Annotated in this window: 26 protein-coding genes; 14 read left to right on the top strand and 12 right to left on the bottom strand. The window is 68.4% G+C overall.

Annotated features, from left to right (window positions below):
* Window positions 1-86 precede the first annotated feature (86 nt).
* Window positions 87-806: a CoA pyrophosphatase gene (locus A5790_RS16555; RefSeq protein ID WP_066846373.1), complete on the bottom strand. Its 720-nt coding sequence runs from the start codon at window positions 804-806 to the stop codon at window positions 87-89.
* Between the two features lie 84 nt (window positions 807-890).
* Between A5790_RS16555 and A5790_RS16550 the strand changes: the two genes are divergently transcribed.
* The 4 genes from A5790_RS16550 to A5790_RS16535 are packed head-to-tail and all read left to right on the top strand — an operon-like array spanning window position 891 to window position 3,805.
* On the top strand, window positions 891-1,139 hold the full coding sequence (locus tag A5790_RS16550; protein WP_066846371.1) for a BatC protein: 249 nt from the start codon (window positions 891-893) through the stop codon (window positions 1,137-1,139).
* 13 nt (window positions 1,140-1,152) lie between these two features.
* Window positions 1,153-2,397, top strand: a complete 1,245-nt coding sequence (locus tag A5790_RS16545; protein ID WP_066846514.1) for a cupin domain-containing protein — start codon at window positions 1,153-1,155, stop codon at window positions 2,395-2,397.
* Complete coding sequence (locus A5790_RS16540) at window positions 2,394-3,287, top strand: sucrase ferredoxin (protein WP_066846368.1); 894 nt, start codon at window positions 2,394-2,396, stop codon at window positions 3,285-3,287. Before A5790_RS16545 ends, A5790_RS16540 begins: the two co-directional genes overlap by 4 nt.
* 32 nt (window positions 3,288-3,319) lie before the next feature.
* Entirely contained in the window at window positions 3,320-3,805 is a 486-nt protein-coding gene (locus A5790_RS16535) for a DinB family protein (RefSeq protein WP_066846365.1), read from the top strand.
* A gap of 3 nt (window positions 3,806-3,808) precedes the next feature.
* Here A5790_RS16535 and A5790_RS16530 read toward each other — a convergent pair whose 3' ends face one another.
* Together A5790_RS16530 and A5790_RS16525 are read right to left on the bottom strand one after the other, a co-directional pair.
* Window positions 3,809-4,666 carry an acyl-CoA thioesterase II gene (locus A5790_RS16530; protein WP_066846362.1) on the bottom strand — a complete coding sequence of 286 codons (858 nt, stop codon included), beginning with the start codon at window positions 4,664-4,666 and terminating at the stop codon, window positions 3,809-3,811.
* Between the two features lie 66 nt (window positions 4,667-4,732).
* The gene (locus A5790_RS16525; RefSeq protein WP_066846359.1) at window positions 4,733-5,797 is read right to left on the bottom strand and encodes a low specificity L-threonine aldolase; all 1,065 of its coding nucleotides are present in this window, start codon (window positions 5,795-5,797) and stop codon (window positions 4,733-4,735) included.
* A 104-nt stretch (window positions 5,798-5,901) separates the two neighbouring features.
* On the opposite strand from A5790_RS16525, the gene A5790_RS16520 reads away from it, so the two are divergent.
* Together A5790_RS16520 and A5790_RS16515 are read left to right on the top strand one after the other, a co-directional pair.
* On the top strand, window positions 5,902-6,384 hold the full coding sequence (locus tag A5790_RS16520; protein WP_066846356.1) for a MarR family winged helix-turn-helix transcriptional regulator: 483 nt from the start codon (window positions 5,902-5,904) through the stop codon (window positions 6,382-6,384).
* A complete protein-coding gene (locus A5790_RS16515; protein ID WP_066846353.1) occupies window positions 6,381-7,631 on the top strand; it encodes an MFS transporter in 1,251 nt (416 codons plus the stop codon). The genes A5790_RS16520 and A5790_RS16515 overlap by 4 nt, the downstream gene beginning before the upstream one ends.
* A gap of 9 nt (window positions 7,632-7,640) precedes the next feature.
* Here the strand turns inward: A5790_RS16515 and A5790_RS16510 are convergent, their stop codons facing one another.
* From A5790_RS16510 to A5790_RS16490, 5 genes are all read right to left on the bottom strand, one after another.
* Window positions 7,641-8,480, bottom strand: coding sequence for an SDR family oxidoreductase (locus A5790_RS16510; RefSeq protein ID WP_066846352.1), 840 nt, complete (start codon window positions 8,478-8,480; stop codon window positions 7,641-7,643).
* Window positions 8,481-8,534: 54 nt separating this feature from the next.
* Complete coding sequence (locus tag A5790_RS16505; protein ID WP_066846349.1) at window positions 8,535-9,893, bottom strand: wax ester/triacylglycerol synthase family O-acyltransferase; 1,359 nt, start codon at window positions 9,891-9,893, stop codon at window positions 8,535-8,537.
* Between the two features lie 137 nt (window positions 9,894-10,030).
* Window positions 10,031-11,608, bottom strand: a complete 1,578-nt coding sequence (locus A5790_RS16500) for an FMN-binding glutamate synthase family protein (RefSeq protein WP_066846345.1) — start codon at window positions 11,606-11,608, stop codon at window positions 10,031-10,033.
* A gap of 42 nt (window positions 11,609-11,650) precedes the next feature.
* Entirely contained in the window at window positions 11,651-12,409 is a 759-nt protein-coding gene (locus tag A5790_RS16495; RefSeq protein WP_231987817.1) for a class I SAM-dependent methyltransferase, read from the bottom strand.
* Window positions 12,406-13,353 carry a methylenetetrahydrofolate reductase gene (locus A5790_RS16490; protein WP_066846342.1) on the bottom strand — a complete coding sequence of 316 codons (948 nt, stop codon included), beginning with the start codon at window positions 13,351-13,353 and terminating at the stop codon, window positions 12,406-12,408. The genes A5790_RS16495 and A5790_RS16490 overlap by 4 nt, the downstream gene beginning before the upstream one ends.
* Window positions 13,354-13,426: 73 nt before the next feature.
* Here A5790_RS16490 and A5790_RS16485 point away from each other — a divergent pair, with 73 nt between their 5' ends.
* The 4 genes from A5790_RS16485 to A5790_RS16470 all read left to right on the top strand — a co-directional run bounded on the left by A5790_RS16485 (window position 13,427) and on the right by A5790_RS16470 (window position 17,280).
* Window positions 13,427-14,227, top strand: coding sequence for a ZIP family metal transporter (locus A5790_RS16485; protein ID WP_231987816.1), 801 nt, complete (start codon window positions 13,427-13,429; stop codon window positions 14,225-14,227).
* A gap of 37 nt (window positions 14,228-14,264) precedes the next feature.
* Window positions 14,265-15,104: a class I SAM-dependent methyltransferase gene (locus tag A5790_RS16480; protein WP_369829789.1), complete on the top strand. Its 840-nt coding sequence runs from the start codon at window positions 14,265-14,267 to the stop codon at window positions 15,102-15,104.
* Between the two features lie 187 nt (window positions 15,105-15,291).
* Window positions 15,292-15,756, top strand: a complete 465-nt coding sequence (locus A5790_RS16475) for a hypothetical protein (RefSeq protein WP_066846501.1) — start codon at window positions 15,292-15,294, stop codon at window positions 15,754-15,756.
* A 54-nt stretch (window positions 15,757-15,810) separates the two neighbouring features.
* Window positions 15,811-17,280, top strand: a complete 1,470-nt coding sequence (locus A5790_RS16470; RefSeq protein ID WP_066846339.1) for an amidase — start codon at window positions 15,811-15,813, stop codon at window positions 17,278-17,280.
* On the opposite strand, the gene A5790_RS16465 is transcribed toward A5790_RS16470, so the two are convergent.
* Together A5790_RS16465 and A5790_RS16460 are read right to left on the bottom strand one after the other, a co-directional pair.
* Window positions 17,277-18,425 carry an RNA polymerase sigma factor gene (locus tag A5790_RS16465; RefSeq protein WP_066846336.1) on the bottom strand — a complete coding sequence of 383 codons (1,149 nt, stop codon included), beginning with the start codon at window positions 18,423-18,425 and terminating at the stop codon, window positions 17,277-17,279. The genes A5790_RS16470 and A5790_RS16465 overlap by 4 nt on opposite strands.
* 11 nt (window positions 18,426-18,436) lie before the next feature.
* A complete protein-coding gene (locus A5790_RS16460) occupies window positions 18,437-18,844 on the bottom strand; it encodes a YciI family protein (protein ID WP_066846334.1) in 408 nt (135 codons plus the stop codon).
* A gap of 122 nt (window positions 18,845-18,966) precedes the next feature.
* On the opposite strand from A5790_RS16460, the gene A5790_RS16455 reads away from it, so the two are divergent.
* Window positions 18,967-19,740, top strand: a complete 774-nt coding sequence (locus tag A5790_RS16455) for an enoyl-CoA hydratase/isomerase family protein (RefSeq protein WP_066846332.1) — start codon at window positions 18,967-18,969, stop codon at window positions 19,738-19,740.
* A gap of 54 nt (window positions 19,741-19,794) precedes the next feature.
* Here the strand turns inward: A5790_RS16455 and A5790_RS16450 are convergent, their stop codons facing one another.
* Together A5790_RS16450 and A5790_RS16445 are read right to left on the bottom strand one after the other, a co-directional pair.
* A complete protein-coding gene (locus A5790_RS16450) occupies window positions 19,795-20,982 on the bottom strand; it encodes a metallophosphoesterase (RefSeq protein ID WP_066846329.1) in 1,188 nt (395 codons plus the stop codon).
* Between the two features lie 64 nt (window positions 20,983-21,046).
* Window positions 21,047-21,874 carry a formate/nitrite transporter family protein gene (locus A5790_RS16445; protein ID WP_066846326.1) on the bottom strand — a complete coding sequence of 276 codons (828 nt, stop codon included), beginning with the start codon at window positions 21,872-21,874 and terminating at the stop codon, window positions 21,047-21,049.
* Between the two features lie 201 nt (window positions 21,875-22,075).
* Here A5790_RS16445 and A5790_RS16440 point away from each other — a divergent pair, with 201 nt between their 5' ends.
* The 3 genes from A5790_RS16440 to A5790_RS16430 all read left to right on the top strand — a co-directional run bounded on the left by A5790_RS16440 (window position 22,076) and on the right by A5790_RS16430 (window position 24,929).
* On the top strand, window positions 22,076-22,510 hold the full coding sequence (locus A5790_RS16440; protein ID WP_231987815.1) for a hypothetical protein: 435 nt from the start codon (window positions 22,076-22,078) through the stop codon (window positions 22,508-22,510).
* Window positions 22,511-22,645: 135 nt separating this feature from the next.
* Window positions 22,646-23,740: an acyl-CoA dehydrogenase family protein gene (locus A5790_RS16435; RefSeq protein ID WP_066846323.1), complete on the top strand. Its 1,095-nt coding sequence runs from the start codon at window positions 22,646-22,648 to the stop codon at window positions 23,738-23,740.
* A gap of 1 nt (window position 23,741) precedes the next feature.
* Window positions 23,742-24,929 (top strand): acyl-CoA dehydrogenase family protein, encoded by a 1,188-nt coding sequence (locus A5790_RS16430; RefSeq protein ID WP_066846320.1) that lies wholly within the window; start codon window positions 23,742-23,744, stop codon window positions 24,927-24,929.
* Window positions 24,930-24,935: the final 6 nt, after the last annotated feature.

The following is a 24,935-nucleotide window of genomic DNA, read 5'->3' as shown; positions in this document are numbered from 1 at the left end:
CCGTTCCTCTCGTGCGGTTGCCGGCCGGGTACCCGCCTTCGGCCCGGCTTGCCCATCCATGTGGCTCCATCCGCATTGTGCTCGTCCTACTTCCATGCGAAGACCGGTTGCTCGAGTTCGTCGACCGGATCGTGACGGCCCTCCAGACACAGCCAGCGCAATTGCAGAAGCACGGCGCCGGTCGGCGCGTGGATCAGGTCGTTGCCCAGCGGGACCTGCACGACCGGCCGTGGGCTCTCCGGGATGTCGATGAACCGCGGAGAGTCGGGGCGCTGCAGCTGATGCAGGCCGACCCGGTACACCGCGACGACCTCCTCGGGCGCAGGCCGCGGGTCGAGCCGTCCCCCGCCCCAGATCACCACCGGGGTGATGACGTATCCGGACCGCGTCGGGTAGTCGTCGAGCAGACCCAACACCGCCGAATCCGGCAGCCTGACACCGACCTCCTCGTCGAGCTCGCGCAACGCGGCGTCGACCACGGTCTCGCCCGGGTCCAGCCGACCGCCGGGCAGCGCCCACTGCGCGGCGTGCGACGTCAACCTGGATGCCCTGCGGCACAGGAAGAAAGCGGCGCCACCGGAGACGTCGACCATCCGGCCGTCGAGCCGAGCGTCGGGCATTCCTCGCCCGTCGTTCCAGCCGTCGACGTCGACAGGATCCACTCTGTCCTCGCCGACCTCGGAGTCGACGAGCACGACGGCGACCGCGGCGTGGCGTTTCGTCGGATCGCTCACGGCGCGACGGTCGTGTCCGGACAGGTTCGCTTCGATCCGCTCGCGCAGCGACTCGTCGTAGGAGATCGTCACCGCTCGACCATAGTTTCGCGGGGTTTCGTCGGCACCGTCCGGGGCAACTCCCTCCAGACCACAGCCCCTACGGAAGGGATCGACATGGCACTCGACGATGACGACATGACCACCTCGGGCGCAGGCGGCGAAGGGACCGCTGACGGCGGTTCGAACCCTGAAGGTCACGACGGCGGCGCCGACGGCACAGCCGGTGGAGAGGGCCCAGCCGACGGCGGCTCCAATCCCGAAGGACACGACGGCGGCGCCGACGGCACAGCCGGTGGAGAGGGCCCAGCCGACGGCGGCTCCAACCCCGAAGGACACGACGGCGGCGCCGACGGGACCGCGTGACCCCTGACCGATGATGCTTCGGCGCTGCGCTGCGGTTGACGCCCGACGGTTCGCCGACGAGTACTGGGGCCGTCAACCGTTGCTCACCCGGGCCGACGCGCTACCCCGCGACTTCAGCGATCTGCTCTCGCCCGAAACGGTCGACGAACTGATCGCCGAGCGCGGGGTGCGCGCGCCGTTCATCCGGCTGGCCAAAGAGGGCGACGTCCTGCCCAAGGACTGCTATCTGGGGCCCGCCGGCTTTGGCGCGGAGATTGCCGACCAGATCGACTCGGCCAAGCTGCTGAGTCAGTTCGCCTCAGGCGCAACGATAGTGCTGCAGGGCCTGCACCGGCTGTGGCCTCCGCTCATCGACTTCGTCCGGCAGGCGGTCGACGAGTTCGGCCACCCGGTGCAGGCCAACGCCTACATCACCCCGCCGGTGAACCGGGGTTTCGATCCGCACTACGACGTGCACGACGTCTTCGTCCTGCAGGTGTCGGGTCAGAAGCGCTGGATCGTGCACGAGCCGGTGTACGAGCACCCGCTGCCCTCGCAGCCGTGGACGGGGCATCGCGCGGCGATCGAGAAGCGGGTGGCGCAGGATCTACCGGTCATCAACACGGTGCTCGAGGAGGGCGACGCCCTCTACCTGCCGCGCGGGTGGGTGCATTCGGCACAGGCGTTGCAGATGACGTCGATCCACCTCACCATCGGGATCTCCTCGGTGACGGCGGTCGACGTGGCGCGCGCCGTCGTCGACCAGTTGGCCGCCGACGCGGCCTTCCGTGGGTCTCTGCCCATGGGTGTCGCCGATGCGGATGAGACGATGGCGACGGTGTCGAAGGTCATGGCGGAAATGGTCGGGTCGCTGCGAGACGACGCGGCGGCCCTGAGCGCGGGCGCTGCCGCGCACTTGGCACGGCGTCACGCCGACCGGACCCGACCCGTGGCCGTGCGGCCGCTGGCCTCCCTTGCAGCATCCGAGCGAGCCGGGGAGACGGCCGTCCGGTGGCGACACGGGCTGAGCGCAACCGTCGACCAGTCCGGTGACCGGATCGTGTTGCGCCTGCCGGACCGGACCATCGCGTTCCCGCAGACCTGTGGTGCGGCCGTTCGTGCGCTGCACGAAGGAGCCGTCGTCGACGCGGCCGACACGCCCGGCTTGGACGTCGCCGACGCAACGGTCCTCATCCGGCGATTGTTGCGGGAGGGCGTCCTCGTTCCCGTCAGCAGCGTCGTTCCCGTTCAACGGAACTCGCCGGCAGACGCCGGATGACGGTCGCCAGGAGAATCCCGTGCAGCGATCAATCGCTGGCCCGCGACGACCCGATGTACGGCACCGCGTCGGCGGGCTCGGCGTGGCTGCTGCTCGAGTTGAGCGGCGCCTGGGGACCGTCGGCGTTCCTGCAGTCGCCGACCAGCATTGACCCGCAACTCGGCCGCGCGATCGTGCGTCGGGCCGAGAAGGCGGGTATGCGCATCGCCGCGATCCGCAAGCACGGCCGTCGACCCGACACACCGCGGTGGCGCTGGTATGTGGCGCACTGCGGCGTCGGCGAGGAGGCACTGCACCACGGAGAGGTCGACGACCCTCGTGACCTTCTCGAGCTCGCACTCGACGGCAGCGACGGGAGCATCACGACCGATCCGCTGATCGCGATCTGCTCACACGGCAAGCATGACCAGTGTTGTGCGGTGCGCGGCCGCAGCGCATGCCGCGCGATCGCTGCGGAGTACCCGGAATTCACTTGGGAGTGTTCGCATCTCGGTGGCGACCGGTTCGCCGCGACCATGCTCATCCTGCCGGAAGGGCTGTGTTACGGGAGGGTGGACTCCGCGGACGCCGCGGGACTGGTACGCCTGTACCTTGAGGGCCGGTTGGACAACCGTTTCCTGCGCGGACGCACATCGCTTCCGCACGCCGTGCAGGCCGCCCAGTACTTCGCCCGTGAGCGCTACGGCGACGACCGGATCGACGCGCTGCATCCGTTGCACGTCGAACGCGGTGAGCACCTGATCCGGGTCCTGCTCGACGGCGAAGCCGGACCCATCGAGGTCATCCTGCACGAGGAGTTGTCCGAACCCCTTCTGTCGCAATGCCATGCGCGCGTGGAAGGCCAGGTACGCATCTTCACGCTCGGCTCCATGGGCCCCCACGAGGGCTAGTCCGCCGCCGGCTCAGATGAGATAGTTCAACGGTGCCGCAACGACGCCGAGACCACCGGCCACCGTCTACCGGTTCGACGGAGAAGGAGGTACTGGTCGGGTTTCTCGACTACCTGCGGACCTGCGTCGTCGACAAGGTGCATGGTGCACCCGAACCCGCGGTGCGCACCGCGGGTGTGCCGTCGGGCACGAACGTGCTCGGGTTGCTCAAACACCTTGCGCACGTGGAGCGCTACACGTTCCTCGGCGAACACGTCGACGACTGGCCGGCGACCTTTCAGGCGGGGCCTGCCGAAACCATCGAGGGTCTGATCGACGCCTACCGGGATGCGATCAGGCGGGCCAACGCGGTCATCGCCGCTTGTGAGGACCTGGAGTCGCGCGCGCCACGACCGGCCAAGGGCGGGTCCGAGCCCTCGATGCGGTGGGCGCTGGTCCACATGATCGAGGAGACCGGTCGGCACGCGGGCCATATGGACATCCTGCGCGAACAGATCGACGGTGCGACAGGACGGTGAGGTTCAGGCGGCGGCCCGGCCGAAATACAGTTCCTGGGTCGCCAGGCACACCAGCTGTCCGGCCCGGTTGTACATCGTCGACGTGGTCAGCCCGCGACCGGCGACACCGCTGGGCGAAAACTGGTCGGACAGCACCCAATCCGACATGTCGACCGGCCGGTGGAACCACAGCGCGTGGTCGATCAGCGCGTTGAACGTGCCGATCGGGGTGGCGCCGCGCATGGCGAGCGCCGTCTCGACCATCGTCGTGCCCGACAGGTAGGCCAGCAGGCAGCTGTGCAGCACCTCGTCGTCGGCCACCGGCTCACCTGGCCGCCACCACATCCGCATCCGCGGCGACGGTTCGCCGAGCTCGAGCGCCAAGCGCGGTGGCGCATCGATGTAGCGCAGGTCGAACGGCTGCGGCCGCACCCAGAAGCCGTTGTGCTCATCGGCGAAGTCCGCCAGTTGCTGCTGCACCGGCGCAAGCGAATCCGGTTGTGGTACATCGGGAATCGGCTGGTGATAGTCGAGTGAATCGACGGGCGCGCTCAGCGACACCAGCGCCTCGAGCAGAATCTGGTCGTCCTGGACCGCGGTGACCTGACGTGTCGACAGCGTTCCGCCGTCGCGTGCCACGTCAACGTGCAGGTCGACCGGATAGCGGGCATCGCCTGCGCGCACGTAGTAGACGTGCGCGCTGTGCGGCGTGCGGCCGGGAGCGGTCCTGCTGGCCGCCATCAGAGCCTGGCCGGCGATGTGTCCGCCGACGATGTGGTGTGCCGGGTTGTCTAGTTGCGTCGCGACGAAGTGCCGGTCGCCGCGTCGGTCCACCTCGAGCGTGGCGACGATCTCGGCGAGGGTTGGGACGCGGTAAGTCACCCCGGCATCATGCCAGTGCGACTTCGGTGCAGTTCGTTGCGCTCAGCGCGACAAACCGCACCCAAATCACATCTCGGCGAGGATCGCCGTCACGAACTCGTCGACGTCCGCCTCGGTGGTGTCCCACGCCGTCATCCAGCGCACCTCGCCGCGCGAGCGGTCCCAGTCGTAGAACCGCACCCGCTCGCGAATGCGGTCGGCCGCATCGGTCGGCAGCGACGCGAAGATCGCGTTCGCCGGGCTCTCCTGGGTGAATGCGAGCCCGGTCAGCCGTCTCTCGGCGATGTGGGCCTCGAGGGCCGAGCGCAGCCGCGCCGTCATCGCGTTCGCGTGCGCGGCGCTGCGCAGGCCGAGGTCGTTCTCGAACAGCGTCAGCAGCTGCACCGAAGTGAAGCGCATCTTGCTCGCCAGCTGCATCGTCAGTTTCCGCAGATACTTCAGCCCGTGAGCACGGGCTGTATCGAGCACGACCACCGCCTCGGCGCCGAGCAGGCCGTTCTTCGTGCCGCCCAAGCTGAGGACGTCGACCCCCGCATCCGTGGTGAACGCCCGGAACGGCACGCCGAGCGCCGCTGCCGCATTCCACAGCCGCGCCCCGTCCATGTGCACCGCCATCCCGTTGGCGTGGGCGAAGTCCGCCACCGCCTGCACCTCGTCCGGCGTGTACACGGTGCCCATCTCGGTCGTCTGCGTGATGCTCACCGCAAGCGGCTGGGCCCGATGCTCGTCACCCCAACCCCACGCCTCGCGGGCGACGAGTTGGGGGGTCAGCTTGCCGTCGGTGGTAGGCACCGTCAGCAGCTTGATCCCGGTCATGCGCTCGGGAGCGCCCGCTTCGTCGGTGTGGATGTGGGCCGTCGACGCGCTGACGACGGCGCCCCAGCGCGGCAGAACACTGGTCAGCGCAACCACGTTCGCGCCGGTGCCGTTGAAGACCGGGTAGACCTCGGCGCCCGCGCCGAAGTGTTCGCCGATCACCTCCTGCAACCGCGCGGTGTACGCGTCCTGTCCGTATGCGGGTTGGTGGCCGCCGTTGGCGGCGGCCAGGGCGGCGAGCACCTCCGGATGTACACCGGCATTGTTGTCGCTGGCGAAGCCTCGCCAGTCGGGATCGTGCAGACGCGACGTCACGCCTCATCCTTTCACCGTCCTGAAGCGGCTCCCACACGCGGAGCGACCACTACCGGCCGCACGCGATGATCATCGCCGGCCTCGATTTCGTCCCAGATATATGTATGTGCTATGCATACTTAGTGGCGCCGTCACGATACGACCAACTCGACGAACTGCTGACCCGCATCGCGGTCGCGCGGCAGCGGCCCGGTTGGCGGGATCGTCTTCTCGACGGCGCAGGCCCCGTGACCAGCGCGTCGACCCTGCGGGTGCTGCGCGCGGTCGAGCAGTGCCAGCAGCTTTCCGGCGGCGCCTCCATCCGCGACGTCGCCGACTTCCTTGCCGTCGACCACTCCACCGCGAGCCGGTCGGTGGCCGCCGTCGTCGCCGCAGGCCTGGTGACGAAGACGTTCGCCGCCGACGATCAGCGCCGCTGCATGCTCGTGCTGACCGAGGCCGGGCACGAGGCCTCGCAGACGGTGACCGACCGCAGGCGTGAACTGGTCGCCGAGATGATCGAGGACTGGCCCGACGCCAGCGTCGACACCCTGGTCGATCTTCTCGACCGGTTGGCCGAACGGTTCGAAGGGGCGTCGGCCCGATGACCGCCGAAGCCACCGCCCCACCGCAGGAACGCGGTGCGCTCGGGTTGATGTTCGATCCGGTGTTCGGCGCGTTGTTCTGGGGAAAGATCTTCTCGGTCGTGGCGGTCTGGACGCACGGCATCGTCGCCGCGATCGTGATGTTCGACGCGACGCGGTCAGCCCTCATGGTGGGGTTGGTCGGCGTCGTCCAGTTCGCGCCCCAGCTGATCCTCAGCCCCATGAGCGGCAAGTGGGCCGACACCGGCAACCCCGCGCGGCAGATCCTGCTCGGCCGGGTGTTGTGTGTGGCCGGTTCCGGATTCACGGCGGTGTGGTTGTTCGCCGACCCCGCAGGACACGACATCTCCGATGCGGTTCCCGTACTCCTGGGCACCTTGCTGGTCGGGTTCGGCTTCGTGGTGGGCGGACCGGCGATGCAGTCGATCGTGCCGAACCTCATCCGCGACGGTGAACTGTCGACGGCCATGGCGCTCAACAGCTTCCCCATGACCATCGGGCGCATCGTCGGCCCCGCGGCGGGCGCGTACATCGCCGCGCATCTGGGGGCCGGAGCCGCGTTCGCGGTCAGCGCGGTTCTGCATCTCGTGTTCGCGTTCTTCCTTCTCGCCGTGCGGTTCCCCGCACCGCCGACGCGGCTCGCCGACACCGATTACCGCGTGCGCGTGGCGCTGCGATACGTGTGGCGCGATCGCCCGCTGTTGCTGGCGCTGCTCGCGGTGACCACCGTCGGCCTGGCGTCCGACTCGTCGATCACACTGACCCCGTCGTTGGCCGACGAACTCGGCGGCGGGGCCAGCCTGGTCGGAACGCTGTCCGCGGTGTTCGGTGTAGGCGCGGCGGTCGGCATGGCGACCTTGGCGTTGCTGCGCGGCCGGATCGCGTCGCAGAACGTGTCGGCGATCGGGCTGGCAGGGCTCGGGTTCGGGTGTGCGGTGCTCGCGGCCGCGCCGGTGACCGCGGTGGCCATCGCGGGGTTCGTCCTTGCCGGACTGGGTTTCGGTTGGGCGATGACCGGGCTGAGTACCGTCGTGCAGGAGCGGGCGCCCGAGCCGTTGCGCGGGCGCATCATGGCGCTCTGGCTGGTCGGCTTCCTCGGTTCACGTCCCATCGCCGCGGCCGTGCTCGGCGGCGCGGCCGACGTGTTCAACGTGCAGGTGGCCTTCGGGGTGGCGATGGTGTTCTGCGCGACGGCCGCCCTGTGGTGCCGCCCGGCCAAACTGGCCGGCCCGCTACCGTCACACGTTTAGCGTTGCGCCTCAGGCGCTTTCGGCGGCCTTGCGCGCCCGTTCCGTCATGGAGGCGACCACTCCGCCGTCGTTGAGGATGTCGGTGCCGGTGAGGTAGCCCGCCTTGGGACTGACGCAGAACGCGAACAGCTCGGCCATCTCCTGCGGTGTGCCCCACCGCGGGACGGCGGCGTCGGTGACCATCGCGCCTGCGCCTGCCTGCTCCTCCAGCCTGCCCATCTCGGTGTCGACGGATCCCGGGGAGACCGAGACGATGCGCAGGCCCTTGCCGTTGAACCGTTCGGCCTGTGACGAGCTGTACCACCGCACGAAGCTCTTGCTGACGGCGTAGGCAATGCCCGAACGCGCCTCCGGCCCGGCGATGTCGCACGCGGCAAGCATGTCGGCCATAAACGCGTCCTGATCGGCCATCGCTTGCGGGAACTTGTTTTTGGGGATCATCTCGTCGGGCAGCAGGTGCGCGGCCATGGATGCGACGTTGACGATCGCGGCGCCCTCGGAGGCCGCCTCGAAGAACGCCTCGTTGACGTTGACCGTGCCGATCGCGTTGGTGCGCATCACATATTCGGCGTCACCCATGCTGGGGCTCACGCCCGCGGTGTGAACCACCGAGGCGATCGTGCCCACGCCGGTCGCCGTCTCGAAGAGCCGATCGACCGCCGCCCGGTCGGTGACATCACAGTGCACGGCGGTGACGGTGATGCCCGCGTCGGCCAACTCCGCGGCCGCGGTGTCGAGCCGGTCCTTCCTGACGTCGCACAGGACCAGGGCATGGTCATGTCCGAGGATGCGGGCAGTCGCCTGGCCCATGCCACCGGCGCCACCGGTGATGATCGACACTCGACTCATAGCGGGAACGCTATACCGAAAGCGCGACGGGATGCCCGACGGGTGGCGCGTCCGTTAGACGCCGACCGCGCGCTCCAGATCCTTCAGCGACGTCTCGAGGTGGCCGAGCAGCCGCTGAAGCGACGGCACGCTCCGCCGGTCGCCGACCAACCCGAAGTCGAGGTTGTCGGCGTTGTTGGCCAACGTGATGTTGAGCGCCTGCCCGTCGAGCGGAATCGAGAACGGGTAGTTGCCGTCGAGTCGGGCGCCGTTCCAGTACATCGGCTGCCTGGCGCCGGGCACGTTGGAGATCACGATGTTGAACGGCGGTGGCGAAGTGGAGACGAAGCCCGGCAGCAATCCGAGCGCCAGCCCGCCCACCAACAACGCCGACAAAGCCAACTGCTGAACCCGCGGCAGTTCGGAGAAGACTTTCTTGTTGTCGCGCATCGACGTGGCGATCGCTTCCAGCCGCTGCACGGGATCCTCGAGATCGGTGGCGAGATTGCACAGGATTGCGCCCACCAGGTTCCCACCGCCCTCGGCGTCCTTCTCGGTGCGCAGATTCACCGGAACCATCGCGACCAGCGGCGTGTCCGGCAACGCGCGTTCGTCGGCCAGATACTCCCGCAGCGCCCCCGCACACATGGCCAGCACGACGTCGTTGACGGTCACGCCCGCAGCGCTTTTGACCTTCTGGATGCGCTCCAACGCCCACGACTGGGCCGCGACCCGCCGCGCCCCGCCGATGCGGACGTTGAGCATCGTCTTCGGTGCGCGGAACGGAAGGGTGAGCTCCTGCTCGATGAGCGCGGCTCGCGCCAGCGACAACGTGGTCGGTGCGAGACCGGCGACCGAGCTCGCGGCCTCGCTCACCGTCTGCAGCAGTGACGGACCGGATTTCGGGCCCGACCTGCGCCGTGGCGGCAAGCTCCACGGTGCCTGAATCGACGTGTCACCCGGATCGGTGGAAAGCGTCCGCTGCACCAGCTTCATTGCCGATACGCCGTCGATCAGCGAGTGGTGAAACTTCGTGTAAACCGCGAAGCGTCCGTCGGCCAGCCCCTCGATCAGGTGCGCCTCCCACAACGGGCGGTGGCGGTCGAGCAGCGTGCCGTGCAATCTCGAGACCAGCTCGAGTAGCTCACGCACCCGGCCCGGCGCCGGGAGCGCCGAGCGGCGCAGATGGTATTCGAGATCGATGTCCTTGTCGGAGGACCACACCAGGTTCGTGAGCCCGCCGAAGAACGCCGGATGTTTGCGGAAGGTCGGCTGCACATCGGTCTGCTCCACCAGGGTGTCGTAAAGGTCCCGTAGGAAGTCGGGGCCGGCCCCGTCCGGTGGCACGTACAGCGTCAGACCGCCGACATGCATTGGGTGTTCCCGGGATTCGCCGAGCAGAAAGATCAGGTCCGTGGGTGATATCGGTTGCATGCGGCCTCCGGCTTCGATGCTTGAGAATGCTCAAGGCTTGTCTGTACATCCCCCACGCGGTCATTGCACAAACGTGTATCGCGGCCGGTGACCAGGACGCTGCTTCAGCCTCCCACTCACGGGACGACCGCGCCAGGTCATCCGACGGCGGACGACGAAGGTGGCGCGGAATGCCCCTCGGGCCCGACGTGCGTCATCAACCGGACGATCTCTTTGCGGTCGGCTTCCGACGGCATACCCATGTCCGGTGTGTAGCCGTACACCTCGTGCAGCGGCGTGGAATCGGTGCGGGTGTCGAGGATGTCGACGTCTTCGGTGGTGATCAATCCGGGATGTTCGACGCCGCACGCCTCGGCCACCTTGACCAGGTCGCGGCGCAGCGTCCTGACGTAGTTGGCGACCCGCTCGGCCTTGACGTCGGGCACCAGGCCACGGGCCAACCATGCGTTCTGGGTCGCGACTCCGGTCGGACAGGTGTCGGTGTGGCATTTCAGCGCCTGGATGCACCCGATCGCGAGCATCGCCTCGCGCGCGACGTAGACCAGATCGCAGCCGAGCGCGAAGCCGACGATGGCGTTGTCCGGCAGGCCGAGCTTGCCCGCGCCGATGAAGACCACATCCTCGTGCAGGCCCCGCTCGGCGAAGATCCGGTACGTCCGCGCGAAGCCGAGTTGGAAGGGCAGCGACACGGTGTCGGTGAAGATCAGCGGTGCCGCGCCGGTGCCACCCTCGCCGCCATCGATGGATATGAAGTCGACGCCGCGGCCGGTGTCTCGCATGAGATCGGCCAGATCGCACCAGAACTCGAGATCACCGACGGCCGACTTGATCCCCACCGGCAGGCCCGTCTCGGCGGCCAGCAGTTCCACCCAGTCCAGAAGGCTGTCGACGTCGGAGAACTCTGCGTGCCGCGATGGGCTCACGCAGTCGCGACCCTCGGGGATTCCACGAGCGGCGGCGATCTCGGCGGAGACCTTCGGTGCGGGCAGCAGCCCTCCCAGAGTCGGCTTGGCCCCTTGGCTGAGTTTGATCTCCAGCGCCCGCACCGGCGCACGCGCCACCACGTCTTTGAGCTTGGCCAGATCGAAGCGACCGTCGGCGTCCCGGCACCCGAAGTAGGCGGTGCCGATCTGGAAGATCAGTTCCCCGCCGTGGCGGTGGTAGCGCGAGATGCCGCCCTCGCCGGTGTTGTGGAGACAGTCGGCCAGTGCGGCCCCCTTGTTGAGCGCCTCGACGGCATTGGCCGACAGCGATCCGAAGCTCATCGCGGAGATGTTGACCACCGAGTTCGGCCGGAACGCGCCGGGTCGGTCGCGGGCCGCCCCGATCACCTTGGCGCACGGCACCTGTATCTCGCGGCTGGTGCCCGGTGACGACGGTGGGACGGTCTTGGCGAACGTGCGATGTTTGATCACCGGATAGCCGGAGGTGTACTCCAGGTCGTTGTCGGTGCCGAAGCCGAAGTAGTTGTTCTGTTTCTTGGCCGACGCGTACACCCACCGTCGCTGGTCCCGGGTGAAGGGCCGTTCCTCGTCGTTGGCCGCGACGATGTACTGCCGCAACTCCGGGCCGATGGCTTCGAGTAAGTACCTCGCATGCCCGACGACGGGAAAGTTTCGCAGGAGTGCGTGCCTGCGCTGAAACAGATCACGCACGGCCACGGCGCCCATCGTCGAGGCGGCCGCGGCGGCGAGACCACGTACGGTGCGGCCCATGGGGTCAGGGTTTCCGGACAGCCACGGACCGAAACCCGCCCGTCACCGCGCGTGACGCAGGATCAGGAGTTCGCCGGTCAGCGTTCCGTTTTCGAGTAGCCGCCCGATGTCGCCGCTCTGCTCTTCGGCCAGCCGCCACGCCCGCTTGCGGCCGTGCCTTTCGGACAGCGTGGTCTCCGCCTTGTCGGCGCGTTCGGTCCACACCGCTGGAATGTCGGGTAGATCGGCGGTGCACAGCCGTTCCTCCACGACGAAGGACGCTTGGCCGATGAGCTCGTCGAGACGCTCCGGTGTGGGGAAGTGATTGTCCGGAAGTCGATCGCCAGGGATTGCGCGATGCGCCACGAACGCCAGCAGCCCGACGCTCCCGCCGGGTCGCACCGTGCGGCGTAACTCGTTCAGAAGCGTGAGCTGATCCGGTGTGGTGCACAGGACGCCCAGCGACCACGCGGCGTCGAAACGCGAGTCGGCGATCGGCAGCGCAGAGCCGAGCCCACAGAGCACCGGGTGGTCGAACAACCTGCTCGCCGCCCGGCATGCCCCGGTTTCGGGCTCGACGAGCACCGGTCGCACCGAGCGCGCCTGCGCCGCGTACGCGGCCGGGCCGCCGACACCCGCGCCGCAGTCCAGCAGCGTGTCACCCGCCGCCAGCCCCATCCGCTCGATCAGCCAGTCCAGTGCGGCCGGGCTTCCGCTTCCCCGGCACGCCGCGGGGATGTGGTAATCCGGTCCCAGATCCGCGGCCACCTGCGCCGTCCACTCGGCGACCGTGTCGAACTCGGCCTCCATCGCCTCACTCACGCTGCCACCTCCTGGATGCGGCGTCCCACCTCGGCCTTGATCTCGGCGCCGAAGCGGGCACCGGATGCCGACGCCAGCCCGGAGACGTTCACGCCTTCGACTCCGTCGATCGACAACAACGCTTCCGCCTCGGCGACCGCCGCCTCGATTCCCGCCGCCACCGGGTCTGCGGCGCCCAGGACGTGTTCGGTCACCGACGGGTCGAGCTCGAGCCCGGGCAGCCCCTGCAGGACGGCCGCGGACACGCTGTCGGTGAATACCGCGACCGCCGCGATCACCGGGATGGACAGGCCCGCGGCGCGAGCGGACTGCATGAAGTCGGCGATCATGGCCGGGAATGGCACATGGTTGAGAACCGCCAAACTGGCTCCGGCGCGCTGCTTTTCCACCAGACGGGCGGGCCGTCCATGTACCGGCGGCGCCGTCGGCGTTTCGGGTACCGCGGCGACCATGCCGATCGACGCCGCGAGCTCGACCAGGCGCGGCCCGTCCAGGTCGAAGGTCTGCGTCACGTCGGGGCGGACGTCATAGCCCCGACCGTCACCCGTCACGCACAACGCGGTGTCGACGCCGATACTGAGTAACCCCCGCAGTTCCTGCTCGAGAACCACCCGGTTGCGGTCGCGGCACGACAGCGTGATCCACGGCGCCACACCGGCGTCGAGCAGCAGGCTGCCCATCAGCGTGGGCGGGAAGTCCGGTTTGTTCTGATGCTCGCCGACCAGAACGGCGTCACACGACGGTGCAAGAAGACCGGCGGTTGCCGCGACGTCCTGCGCATCGAATGCGGCGTTGCTGAAGTCGGTGAGCACGAGGGGTGGATTGACCGGCCGGGGTTCGTGTCGCGGCCTCGACCACGGCACCACGTCGGCGAATGTGCACGGACCCGGGCGCATCTCGCACTGGCCGTCGGGGCGCACACCACCACACGGACCGAACTCCATCCGTTTGGGACAGCCCAGCTCTGGTGGCGATGTCACGTGTTCCCCTTCGACGCTGAGCTCAGATACCCATCGCGTGCCCGCGGCAATCGCCACGGTGGTGCGCGCCGGTTTGAGAAGCGACAGGTCGGGGCATCAACCCGCCGTGCTGACCGCAGTGTGGTTCGGCCTGGCCGCATCCAGCTCCCTCGTCATCGGCTCACTGGTGGGAGCGAAATGGAGCCCGCCGAAACGGGTGACGGGAGTGCTGCTCGCCTTCGCGAGCGGGGCGCTCATCTCGGCGCTGGCGTTCGAACTGTTCGAAGAGGCCTTCCACATGGGCGGTGCGGTGCGTTCGGGTCTCGGCCTGCTCGCAGGCGCGGCCACGTTCGTCGCCGTCGACACCGCGCTGGACAGATACATCAGCGGGAAGTCCGGGCCCGACACGCGCGAAGTCGCCAACTCGGGAGCGCGCGGCGGGGTCGGGTTCGCGTTGTTGGCCGCGGTGACGTTGGACGGTGTGCCGGAGAACCTCGCGCTCGGTGTCTCGCTCGTGGGCGGTGTGTCGCTGTCGCTGCTGGTGGCGATCTTCTTCTCGAACCTGCCGGAGTCCCTCGTCGGCGCGGTCGCGATGCGCGAGTCGGGGACCAGCGCCCGCGCCGTAGTTCTGACGTGGTCGCTGTGCGCGTTGTTGCTGGCCGCCGCCGTGGTGCTGGGTCGTACGGTCGCTTCGGGATTGGACGACACCCTGCTGGCGGTCGCGTTGTCCTTCGCCGGCGGCGCGGTCCTGGCGTCACTCGCCGACACCCTCATGCCGGAGGCGTTCGAACACGGCCGCCCGCTCAACGCGTTTGCGACCGCCGGCGGATTCTTCCTGTCCTTCGTGCTCGCCGGCTGAGGAATTCTCGCGCCTTTGCGCACCGGGTACGTTCGTTGTGGTGGATGACGCAGAGGACCGGAAAGCCGACGACATCGCCCTCACCGGGGTCTCGGAGACCGCGCTGCTGACGCTGAACGGAAGGGCGCATCAGGCCCGTCATCCGAACGCGATCATCGACGATCCAATGGCGATCCGCCTCGTCGACGCGATCGACTTCGACTTCGACAAGTTCGGCCGCAAAGGCCAGGAGATGGGCCTGCGCTCGCTGGCGTTCGACCGGGCGGCGAGCCACTACCTGTCGGAGCATCCGCGCGCCACTGTCGTCGCGCTGGCCGAGGGTCTGCAGACCAGCTTCTGGCGCCTGAACACTTTCCTGCCTCACGCCGAATTCCGCTGGCTGACAGTCGATCTACCGCCAGTCATCGAGCTGCGCGAGTGCCTGCTGCCCGCATCGCCGCGGATCACCACGCTGGCCCAGTCGGCGCTCGACTACTCGTGGATGGACAAGGTCGACGACAGCAACGGCGTCTTCATCACCGCGGAGGGGTTGCTGATGTATCTGCAGCCCGACGAGGCCATGGGGCTGATCGCCGCGTGCGCGGCGCGCTTCCCGGGTGGCCAGATGGTCTTCGACCTCCCGCCGGTCCTGGTGAAGAAGCTCGCCCCCAAGGGGATGCGGTCATCGCGCCGGTACCGCGTTCCGCCGATGCCCTTCAGCCTGTCGGCGGAGCAGTTAGCCGCGCTCCCGGACACCATCCCCGGGATCCGCGCCGTGCACGATCTGCCGATGCCGTCGGGGCGCGGTTGGTTCTTCGAGAAGGCGTTTCCGGCCTTCTGGCGGTTCAAGCCGACGCGCAACTTTCGCGGCGCTTACACCTTGCTCGAGTTCGGCTGACGGCGATCTCGCGCTGCCGAACAATCTCTCAACGCTGTGAACCGCCTCTGACGTGCGGTTCGACGCATTTTCGATGTGATTAGATCGTTACCGAGGTTTGTCACTTTCGTCACTCGGGTAACTTTGATAACAGACCGGTCACATGGCCGGGGATCACACCGAAGAAAGAGACGAATGGGAATCCACCATGAACACCGTCCTGTACTTCAGCACCAACGGCACCGTTTATGAGACCCGCGCGTACACGACCGCGGATATCGACCAGCTCGTAGAGGATCAGGGTCTGCAATCCCTGACCAGCGCCGACCGGCAGTTCGACTTCTGGTTCAGCCCGTCGACGCAGCGCTGCCAGCGGCGCCCCAACCGAAAAGCCACCGAGCTGTTCCTGGCGACCAGCACTTTCACCGCCAAGACCGTTCCCCTGCTGCGGGGAGGCGTCGTCGTGGCCACCCATGACGAGGACGGCGAGCTCGACGGGCTCAGCTGGCAGCAACTCGACCTCCTGGTTCACCGCCGGCGCGCCTTGAAAAAGCGTGACGAGCGAGCACTGCTCAGGCGGATCACGCGCGAGGAGCGCAAGCAGCAACCGAAAGTCCCCAACCTGGCGCCCGTCTCCGTCGGTTGCGCCAGGCCGCGCTCGGCCGTGCACTGACCCGTCGGCCGAGGAGGCGCCCACCGCTCAGGAGGCGCCACGTACGGTCGAACGGTGAACTTCGAGGAATACCGCCGTCACGACGCCACCGGGTTGGCCAAGCTCGTCGCCGACAAAGAGTTGAGCGCCGCGGAGTTGCTGGACCTGGCGAGAAACCGTGCCGCTGCGGTCAACCCGCGAATCAACGCGATTGTCCGCGACGTCCCGGCCTCACCGGCGGATGCGGCGTCAGGCCCGTTCTCGGGGGTTCCGTTCCTGATCAAGGACCTCGCCCAGGACTACGCCGGGCTGCCGACGTCGCGGGGATCGCGCGCCCTGATGTCGAAACCGGTGGCCGAGCACTCAGAGATCGTGCGGCGGTGGCAGGACGCCGGATTGGTCATCTTCGGTAAGACCAACACCCCCGAGTTCGGGGCGAAGGGGATCACCGAACCGGACGCGTGGGGCCCTGCCCGCAATCCGTGGGACCTGACCCGGACGCCGGGCGGCTCGTCGGGCGGCTCGGCTGCCGCGGTCGCGGCAGGGATCGTGCCGTGCGCCGGGGCGAACGACGGCGGCGGTTCTATTCGGATACCCGCGGCGTGCTGTGGACTGGTCGGCCTCAAACCGGGCCGTGGGCTGACGCCGTCGGGACCCGCGACGGGTGAGTCCATGCACGGCGCGGCCGTACAAGGCGTGGTGTCGCGGACCGTGCGGGACACGGCGGCGATGCTCGACGTCATTCGCGGGGGCGAACCGTGGGGCCCGTATGTGCCCGGTGTTCCGTCCACGACATTCGCGTCCAGTGTGGGGGCCGATCCCGGCACCCTTCGTATCGGCGTGCGGGTCCCGTCGGCGATCAACCCGTCCCCGCATCCGGAAGCCGCCGCCGCGGTCGAGGCGACCATACGGGCGCTGACCGAGCTCGGCCATCACGTCGAGGAACTTCCGAGCGCCCCCTTCGACGAAGCGGCCCTGGCGCGCGACTTCCTGCTCACGTGGTTCGTCTACACGGCGTGGGAACTCGATGAGGCCAAACGCATCTCGGGCGCCGGCGACGATTCGTTCGAACGCGACACCCTCATCCTCGCCGCGCTCGGCAGAACCACGAGCGGCGTCGACTACGTGGACGCCGTGCAGCGGCGTCACGAGCACACGCGCAGGCTCACCACGTTCTTCGAGTCGTACGACCTGTTGTTGACGCCCGGGCTGGCGACCCCGCCGCCGACCATCGGCGAGTTCGACCTGCCGGTCGTGCTGCAGCGCGCCGCCGACGTGCTGATCAGGACGCGCACGGCAAAGGTGTTGCGCTTCACCAAGATCGTCGACGACATGGTGGACAAGAATCTCGGCTGGGTGCCGTACACCCAGCTCGCCAATCTGACGGGGCGCCCGGCAATTTCGCTACCGCTGCACTGGACCGCGGACGGGCTGCCGCTGGGGGTCCAGTTCGTCGCACCGCTGGCGGGCGAGTCGCTGCTGATCCGGTTGGCCGCCCAGCTGGAGCAGGCGATGCCCTGGTCCGATCGCGCGGCCCCGATCTAGCGCCCCGAGCGCCGTTGGCGCAGCTTCGCCGCTTGCATGGTGAGGTGGTTGCGCTCCGCGAGGTTCTGTGCTTTTGCAGCGGCCTCCACGTAAAGCTCTGCAGCCATGGCAAATTCGCCGGCCCGCTCGTGGAGGTATGCGGCAGAGGCGGTGTAGCGCGGAAGCGCCGGATCGAGCTCGGACAGCGCCGCAAGCCCCGCTTGCGCTCCGTCGGCCTCGCCGACCGCGACGGCGCGATTGAGTCGCACCACCGGGCTGTCCGTGAGGCCGACCAACTCGTCGTACCACTCGACGATCTGCACCCAGTCGGTTTGCTCGGCGGTCTGCGCGTCGGCGTGCAGTGCGGCGATCGCGGCCTGCGCCTGGTACTCCCCCAGGCGGTCCCTGGCCAACGCGGCCTGCAGCAGGCCCACGCCCTCGGTGATCAGGTCGCGCCGCCACAGCCGCCGGTCCTGTTCGGCGAGCGGCACGAGGCTGCCGTTGGCGCGTGTGCGGGCCGGGCGCCGCGCATGGTGCAGCAGGAACAGCGCAAGCAGGCCCGCGACCTCGGGATCGTCGGTGGCCGAAGCGAGTTGGCGGGCGAGCCGGATCGCCTCGGCGGCGAGGTCGACTTCGCCGGTGTAGCCCTCGTTGAACACCAGGTACAGCACGCGCAGGACGGTGTGGAGGTCGCCGGGGCGGTCGAGGCGGACCTCGCTGACGGTGCGTTTGGCCCTGCTGATCCGTTGTGCCATCGTCGATTCCGGTACGAGGTAGGCCTGGGCGATCTGGCGGGTCGTGAGGCCACCCACAGCCCTCAGAGTCAGCGCGACGGCCGACGCGGAGGTGAGGCTGGGATGCGCGCACAGGAAGTACAGCTGCAGCGTGTCGTCGACCGGCGCTGCCGGACCCGGCGCCGGTTCGCCGGCGACCTGCAGCTCGCGGCGGTGCCGGGCGACGTCGGACCGGGTGAGGTCGACGAACCGGCGCCAAGCGGTGGTGATCAGCCACCCCTTCGGGTCATCCGGGCGCCGGTCCGGCCAGGTGTCGAGCGCGCGCAGAAGCGCCTCCTGAACCGCGTCCTCGGCGGTCGCGAAATCCGCCCCGCGGCGGACGAGGATTGCCAGCACCGCGGGGATCAGGTCCCGCAGCTGGGCCTCGCCCACCGCGCCGGGCCTCACTCGGTGACCGTCGGTGGTGCGGTCAGAAACGGCCGGACCTCCAGCCACTCGTGGATCGGGCGACCGCCCGCGCCCGGCGCCGCCGACAGTTCCCCGGCCAGTTCGACGGCGCGTTCGTAGGAATCGACGTCGATGACCATCCATCCGGCGACCAGATCCTTGGTTTCGGCGAACGGGCCGTCGACCACCGGCGGTTTGCCCTCACCGTCAGAGCGCACCCATGCCCCCTCCGGGGCCAGGGCCGCATGGGTGACGAACTCGCCGGTGTTCTCCAGGCGTGCCGCGAAGTCGTTCATATACCGAATGTGCGCCTCGATCTCCTCGGGCGTCCACCGGTCCATCGGCACGTCGTTGACGCTGGCCGGCGCGCCCCGGTAGTGCTTGAGCAGCAGATACTTGGCCATGACTTCGTCCTCCGTTCTTCGGGTCGCGACCCTAGTTGGTCGCTCACCTGTGGGACGGATCCGTCGGGCATTTCTCGACATGGTCATCCATCGGCACGACGTCACCTGGCTATCGTGCAGCCATGAGCCTGGTGACCTACGAGTTGGACGATCACATCGCCACCATCACCTTCAACCGTCCCGACGCTCGCAACGCGATCAATGGCGAGATGCGGCGCGACCTGAACGCGGCCTGGGAGCGGTTCCGCGACGACGAGGATGCGTGGGTTGGGATCCTCACCGCAAACGGCGACGTGTTCTGCGCCGGCGGTGACCTCAAGGACGGCGAGGGTTCGGTCGGCACCTTCGGGGGCACGTTCTGGGAGAAGCCGACGATCAACTCGTTCGAGAGCGGCATGGAACTGTTCAAGCCGACGATCGCGGCGGTCAACGGGCCCTGCATCGGCTACGGTCTGACCGGCGTCCTGTTTTGTGACTTCGTGATCGCCTCGACCACAGCGACTTTCGCGTTCCCGGAGGTATCTCTCGGGGTGCCGACGATCGTCGGTGCGATCCGGCTGCCCGAACGCGTCCGGTGGGCCGACGCCATGGAGTTGTTGTTGACCGGTAAGACGATCGACGCCGAGCGCGCCAAGGAGACCGGCCTGGTGTGGCGACTGGTCGAACCCGGTGATCTGCAGGCCGAGGCGCGGTCCTGGGCGCGCACGCTCACCGAGGCGGCGCCGCTGGCGCAGCGCGCCACCAAGGAGGTGGCCTGGCGCACGGCCAACATGGGCTGGATCGAGTCGGTCCGGTTCGGTGAGACGATGCGCAAGGTGGCCGCCGCGACCGAGGATGTGCACGAGGGCATCAAAGCGTGGCGGGAGAAGCGCACACCGCGCTGGCGCGGTCGCTGAGTACATCTTCAGCTGCGCGCCGCCACTGCCGGGCCACGGTTCCCGACCGCATGCTCACGCGCGGCGAAGCGTCAGCAGGGTGATCTCACTGGGCGCGAACACCCGCAACGGCGGACCCCAGAAGCCTGTGCCGCGACTGGTATACAGCTGCGTGCGCTCACCATGGCGACTCAGGCCGTGCACCACCGGCTGCTCCAGTCGGACAAGGATATTGAACGGCCAGATCTGGCCGCCGTGTGTGTGCCCCGAGACTTGGAGATCGACACCGGCCCGCGCCGCGTGGGCGACCTGCTTGGGTTGGTGCGCCAACAGAAGGACGGGTAGTGCGCGGTCGGCACCGGCCAGCGCCGTGTCGAGATCTGCCCCTTGCCCCACCAGACCGGAGGACCGCGCGGTGGCGTCGTCGACGCCGGCGACGATCATTCGGTCACCGCCGCGCTCGACCACGACGTGCCGGTTGTGCAGTGCGTCCCAGCCGATGCGCTGCATATAGTCGAGCCAGCCCTGCGCCTCGCCGAAGTACTCGTGGTTGCCGGTGACGTACACCCGGGCCAACGTCGCCTGCACCGCGGCCAGCGGGCTTGCCTGGGCCTCCCGCTTCTCGACCGTTCCGTCGGCGATGTCACCGACGTGGCCGACCACATCCGCGTCGAGTTCGTTGACGCGCTTGACCACCGCGGCCGACCAGCGAGCGCGGTCGATCGGCCCGTAATGCGTGTCGGTGATCAGCGCGACGCGCAGCCCGTCCAGGCCGCGGCCCAGCCCGTCGATCGCGACGTCGACCTTCTTGACCCGGGGCAGGCGCATCGCTTCGACGAAGCCCCAGACCAGCAGTGCCACAGCGACCGCCAACACCACGCAGGCCACCACCCTCGCCCGCGTCGGATTGTCGACCCCCGCGGCGAACAGGACCAACCCCAACGCCTGACCCAGCACCGCCCAGGTGAACAGCACCCACGCGACCCCGAGCAGGGCATCCCCGACGGCGGCGGCCCAGTCGAGGTGGCGACCGTGACCGAGCGTCATCAACACCGGCATCGCGACAAAGGCCACCGCGAAGGCAAGCGTCCCGACAATGACGACGGCTCTCGGCCAGGCCGCACCCGAGGCCAGCAGCGTCCACCACGGCACACCGAACAGCAGCAGCGTGATGGCGAGCACGATGACCATCCGCCGCCAACGCCGCGGCGAGCGTCGTGGCGGCGCGGCCGAGTCCACCACTTCAGCCGGGGTGTCCGTCATCGCGCGTCGACCTTCCGTTCTCGGCTCCAAGGAACGCAATCGACGCTACCGACGCTCTCGCGACTCATGAGGCATCCGCATCCGCATCCTGTCGCTCATCCTGCAGACGGTCCTTGCTGCGCAGCAGACGAAGCAGCGTGACGAGCAGCAGACCGCCTACCACGTTGCCGACGACCGTGTAGGCGAACCACGTCGCCCAGTCGCCGTACCCGAACGGGGCGCCGGCGATGAGCGCACCGAAGATCAGCAGCGAGTCCAGGATCGAATGGAACATCTGCAGCCCGGCCAACAGAAAGCCGCCCGCGACCGCCGCGGCGATCTTGCCGAACGTCGACTCGGTGCCGTGCTGCATCCGTGTCATCAGGGTGATGACCATGCCGCCCAGCAGTGACAGCGCGACCGTCTCCGCCGAAAGCGGGGCGGTGGCGAAGTGGGTGCCCGACTCGATCGTCTGCGCATGCAGTTTCGGGAAGCCCGTCATGATCAGCCACATGATCGCCCACCCCCCAACGAGATTGGCGATCAGCGTTCCGATCCACAACTTCAGCAGCTGCCCGACGCTGGCGCGTTTGGCCACTACCGTGGTGACCGGCACCAGGAACCCCTCGGTGAACAGCTCGCTGCGGCCGAGTAGCAGCGCGAGAAATCCGATCGAGAACGCGATACCGGCCAGCAGGTGGTTGTGGGTGGCGGCCAACACCGACAGGTAGGCCAGGACGCCGACCGCAACCTCGGTGCCGCCGAAGAAGCCGGTGACCAGCACTTCGCGCCATGCCCGGTGCAGGCGCTGGGTGCCCTCGTCGACCATCCTCTGAAAGGCGCCCTCCAACTCGTCCTCGATCGGGCTGTCCGAATCGCCCACCTGCCGTCGCTGCGTCTCACTCTCACCCATGTGCGGGTCCTTCCCGATTCGATGACGGTCAGGGGTACCCGTCCCCCGCCGCGCCGAAGCCTCCGCCGATACCCGGCCCCGGCGCATTGTTGTCGGCCGGCCACAACGGAGGGCCTCAACGTTGTCGCTTCTCGGCAAACCCCGCAGGTCAGATGGGGTCCACGATGGGAGGAGTAGGACGTAGCCCCATAGTGAGAGGAGATGACGGTGCGCAGCCCGCATGGCGACGATCAATCCCACACGGCTGTCCGGTTGGGTGACGATCAGGAGTGGGCCACCTTCACCCTCCGCATACCCCGGTGGTCGACGCTGGCGCGCCTGAGGGGCGACAATCCGCTGGTCCGCTCCGTGGATCGGATCGAGGCGCTGATCATGACCTTGGTCGTCGCCCTGTCCGTGATCGCCGTACCGATCGCCGGCGCCGTCGGAACCGCGCTCTTCGACTCCAAGCGCGCGGCTCCCCATGCCGCGATGGAAGCGGTCACGGCCGGCGCACTCGTCCTGCTTGCGGTCCTCGGAACAGCCGCAGCCGTTCTCCTGATCACCCGCGCGGTGTGCAACCGGGTCCGCTCCGCCAGGTGGCAGCGCGGCCTCGACAGCCTGATCGACGGTCGGGGCCAGGCTCGTATGCAGTAGCGGCCCGGGGTGCGGCGACCGCCCTCGCATGTCCCAAATGTCCCAATGGGAAACCCGCCGGTGTCGAGATTCGTGATTTACACCCGGCCGCCGGGGCCCAACCATGGACCCAGCTAGCCAGGAGAGGCGGTTGGGATGACGATCAGTGTGGCCGAGCGCGCGGAACTGCGTTCGGCGGTCCGCGAGTTGCTCGGTGACAGGTGCACCGAGGACGACGTGCGCAGGGTGATGACCTCGCAGGATGGCTTCGACCGCGACCTGTGGCGCCAGCTCGCCGAGCAGGGCGTGCTCGGCATGATCGTCGACGACGAACTCGGCGGTCTGGGCTTCGGCGCACTCGAGCTCGAGGCCGTCGCCGAGGAGACGGGTGCGGCCCTTCTGCCCGCACCGTTCATCTCCAGCGCGGTGTTGACGGTCGCGCTCATCTCGGCCGCGGGCTCCGACGACGACAAGCGCCGACTCCTGCCGCGACTCGCCGACGGCACAGCCATCGGCACCGTCGCGATCTCCGGGCAGTCCGGCGCCTGGACCGCCGAGGGCGTCGACGTCCAAGCCGGCGCCGACGGCACCCTGACCGGCGCCGCGCACTACGTCACCTGGGGTCAGGCCGCCGATGTCCTGCTCGTGGTCGCGCGCACAGGCGACGGCGTCGGCGTTTTCGAGGTGGCACCGGACGCCACCGGTTTCACCCGCACCGCGGTGACGGTCTTCGACCCGACCGTGCGGCTGTCGACGTTCACCTTCGCGGCTACACCCGCGCGGCGGCTCGGCACCGCCGGATGGGACGCCGTGCAGGAGGCGCTGGATTACGCCGTGATCGCGTCGGCCGGTGAACAGGTGGGCGGCTCTCGCCGGCTCTTCGACATCACCGTCGACTACCTCAAGACGCGCGTCCAGTTCGGCCGCCAGATCGGCAGCTTCCAGGCGCTCAAGCACATGGCTGCCGACCTCCTGATCGAGGTGGAGAACGCGACGTCGGCCGCCCAGCACGCCGCCGCCGAGAAGGCCGCGCGAAGTGAAACCTCCGACGGTGCAGTCGCATTGGCCGGTTTCGCCTGCGCCGAGGCCTACGAGACCGTCGCCATGAACGCGATCCAGATGCACGGCGGCATCGGTTTCACCTGGGAGCACCCCGCCCACCTGTTCCTGCGCAGGGCGCGCACCGGCCTGCAGTTGTTCGGCGGCCCGCGCCTGCACCGCGAGCGCTACCTCGTCTCGAAAGGTGCCTGACATGACCAGCCTTCCCACCGCCGACGAGCTGCGCGCCGAGGTCCGGGAGTGGTTGCGCGACAACTGGGCTCCACTTCCCAAGTCCGACGACCCGTGGGCGTCTTCGCCCGAGCGGATCGCCTGGCTGGAGAAGGTGATCGACGCCGGCTACGCCGTGCCCACCTATCCCACCGAGTGGTTCGGCCGCGGATATCCGAGTGACCTCGCGGCCGTCATCGGCCAGGAGTTCTCGGCGATCAAGGCGCCGGGATCGCGGCAGGACAAGTACAACATCCCAGCCAACACCACGCTCAAACTCGGCACCGAGAGAATCAAACAGGACCTGCTGCGCGACTTCTTGGTCGAGCGGTCACGCACGTGCCTGCTCTACAGCGAACCGGGCGCCGGTTCCGACCTGGCCAGCGTGCGCACCACCGCGGTCCGCGACGGTGACCAGTGGGTGGTCAACGGTCAGAAGGTGTGGACGTCGGGCGCGCTCACCGCCGATTACGCCCTGCTTCTGGCCCGCACCGACTGGGATGTGCCCAAGCACAAGGGGCTGAGCCTGTTCATCATGCCGATGAAGCAGCCCGGCATCGAGGTGCGCCCGCTGGTGCAGATCACCGGCGAATCGCACTTCAACGAGGTGTTCATCAACGACGCGACCGTCTCCGACGACTACCTGCTGGGCGGCGAGGGCAACGGATGGCGGGCGCTGCAGACCGCGCTGGCCTACGAACGCTCCATCATGGGCGACAGTGGTCGCGGCTCGCGTAACCGCAAGGCAGACAGCCTGATCGAACTTGCTCGTGAGCACGGCGTCCTCGACGACCCCGCGGTGCGCTACCCGCTGGCGAAGGTGCTGGCGATGCGGGAGCTGAACCGGCTCAACAACGCACGCGCGAAAGCCGCGACGACACAAGGCACGTCCAGTTCGATCATGTCGCTGGGCAAGCTCGCGATGTCGAAGATCCTGCACACCGAGGCGGCGATGAAGACACAGATCATCGGCGCGCAGGCGTTGTTGGCCGGCCCCGAGAATCCGGTGGCCGACGACGTCAACTTCTTGACGCTCAACGCGTTCTTCACCTCGATCGGCGGTGGGACCGATCAGATTCAGCGCAACATCATCGGTGAGCGCGTGCTCGGGCTGCCCAAGGAGCCCGAGGCCGACCGCGACATCCCCTTCCGTCAGGCCCGCAGGAGCTGATCTGTG

This window comes from Mycobacterium sp. 852002-51152_SCH6134967, assembly GCF_001667105.1.
Lineage (GTDB): Bacteria > Actinomycetota > Actinomycetes > Mycobacteriales > Mycobacteriaceae > Mycobacterium > Mycobacterium neumannii_A.
The sequence above is the reverse complement of the archived record's forward strand: the minus strand, read 5'-3'. Positions and strand labels throughout refer to the sequence as shown.

What these genes read in the sequence shown, in the direction of transcription:
- A5790_RS16550 (WP_066846371.1), top strand. Translation starts at nt 891, where the DNA reads ATGGCACTCGACGATGACGACATGACCACCTCGGGCGCAGGCGGCGAA.
- A5790_RS16545 (WP_066846514.1), top strand. Translation starts at nt 1,153, where the DNA reads ATGCTTCGGCGCTGCGCTGCGGTTGACGCCCGACGGTTCGCCGACGAG.
- A5790_RS16540 (WP_066846368.1), top strand. Translation starts at nt 2,394, where the DNA reads ATGACGGTCGCCAGGAGAATCCCGTGCAGCGATCAATCGCTGGCCCGC.
- A5790_RS16520 (WP_066846356.1), top strand. Translation starts at nt 5,902, where the DNA reads ATGTGCTATGCATACTTAGTGGCGCCGTCACGATACGACCAACTCGAC.
- A5790_RS16515 (WP_066846353.1), top strand. Translation starts at nt 6,381, where the DNA reads ATGACCGCCGAAGCCACCGCCCCACCGCAGGAACGCGGTGCGCTCGGG.
- A5790_RS16510 (WP_066846352.1), bottom strand. Translation starts at nt 8,480, where the DNA reads ATGAGTCGAGTGTCGATCATCACCGGTGGCGCCGGTGGCATGGGCCAG.
- A5790_RS16505 (WP_066846349.1), bottom strand. Translation starts at nt 9,893, where the DNA reads ATGCAACCGATATCACCCACGGACCTGATCTTTCTGCTCGGCGAATCC.
- A5790_RS16500 (WP_066846345.1), bottom strand. Translation starts at nt 11,608, where the DNA reads ATGGGCCGCACCGTACGTGGTCTCGCCGCCGCGGCCGCCTCGACGATG.
- A5790_RS16490 (WP_066846342.1), bottom strand. Translation starts at nt 13,353, where the DNA reads ATGGAGTTCGGTCCGTGTGGTGGTGTGCGCCCCGACGGCCAGTGCGAG.
- A5790_RS16475 (WP_066846501.1), top strand. Translation starts at nt 15,292, where the DNA reads ATGAACACCGTCCTGTACTTCAGCACCAACGGCACCGTTTATGAGACC.
- A5790_RS16460 (WP_066846334.1), bottom strand. Translation starts at nt 18,844, where the DNA reads ATGGCCAAGTATCTGCTGCTCAAGCACTACCGGGGCGCGCCGGCCAGC.
- A5790_RS16455 (WP_066846332.1), top strand. Translation starts at nt 18,967, where the DNA reads ATGAGCCTGGTGACCTACGAGTTGGACGATCACATCGCCACCATCACC.
- A5790_RS16450 (WP_066846329.1), bottom strand. Translation starts at nt 20,982, where the DNA reads ATGACGGACACCCCGGCTGAAGTGGTGGACTCGGCCGCGCCGCCACGA.
- A5790_RS16445 (WP_066846326.1), bottom strand. Translation starts at nt 21,874, where the DNA reads ATGGGTGAGAGTGAGACGCAGCGACGGCAGGTGGGCGATTCGGACAGC.
- A5790_RS16440 (WP_231987815.1), top strand. Translation starts at nt 22,076, where the DNA reads ATGACGGTGCGCAGCCCGCATGGCGACGATCAATCCCACACGGCTGTC.
- A5790_RS16435 (WP_066846323.1), top strand. Translation starts at nt 22,646, where the DNA reads ATGACGATCAGTGTGGCCGAGCGCGCGGAACTGCGTTCGGCGGTCCGC.
- A5790_RS16430 (WP_066846320.1), top strand. Translation starts at nt 23,742, where the DNA reads ATGACCAGCCTTCCCACCGCCGACGAGCTGCGCGCCGAGGTCCGGGAG.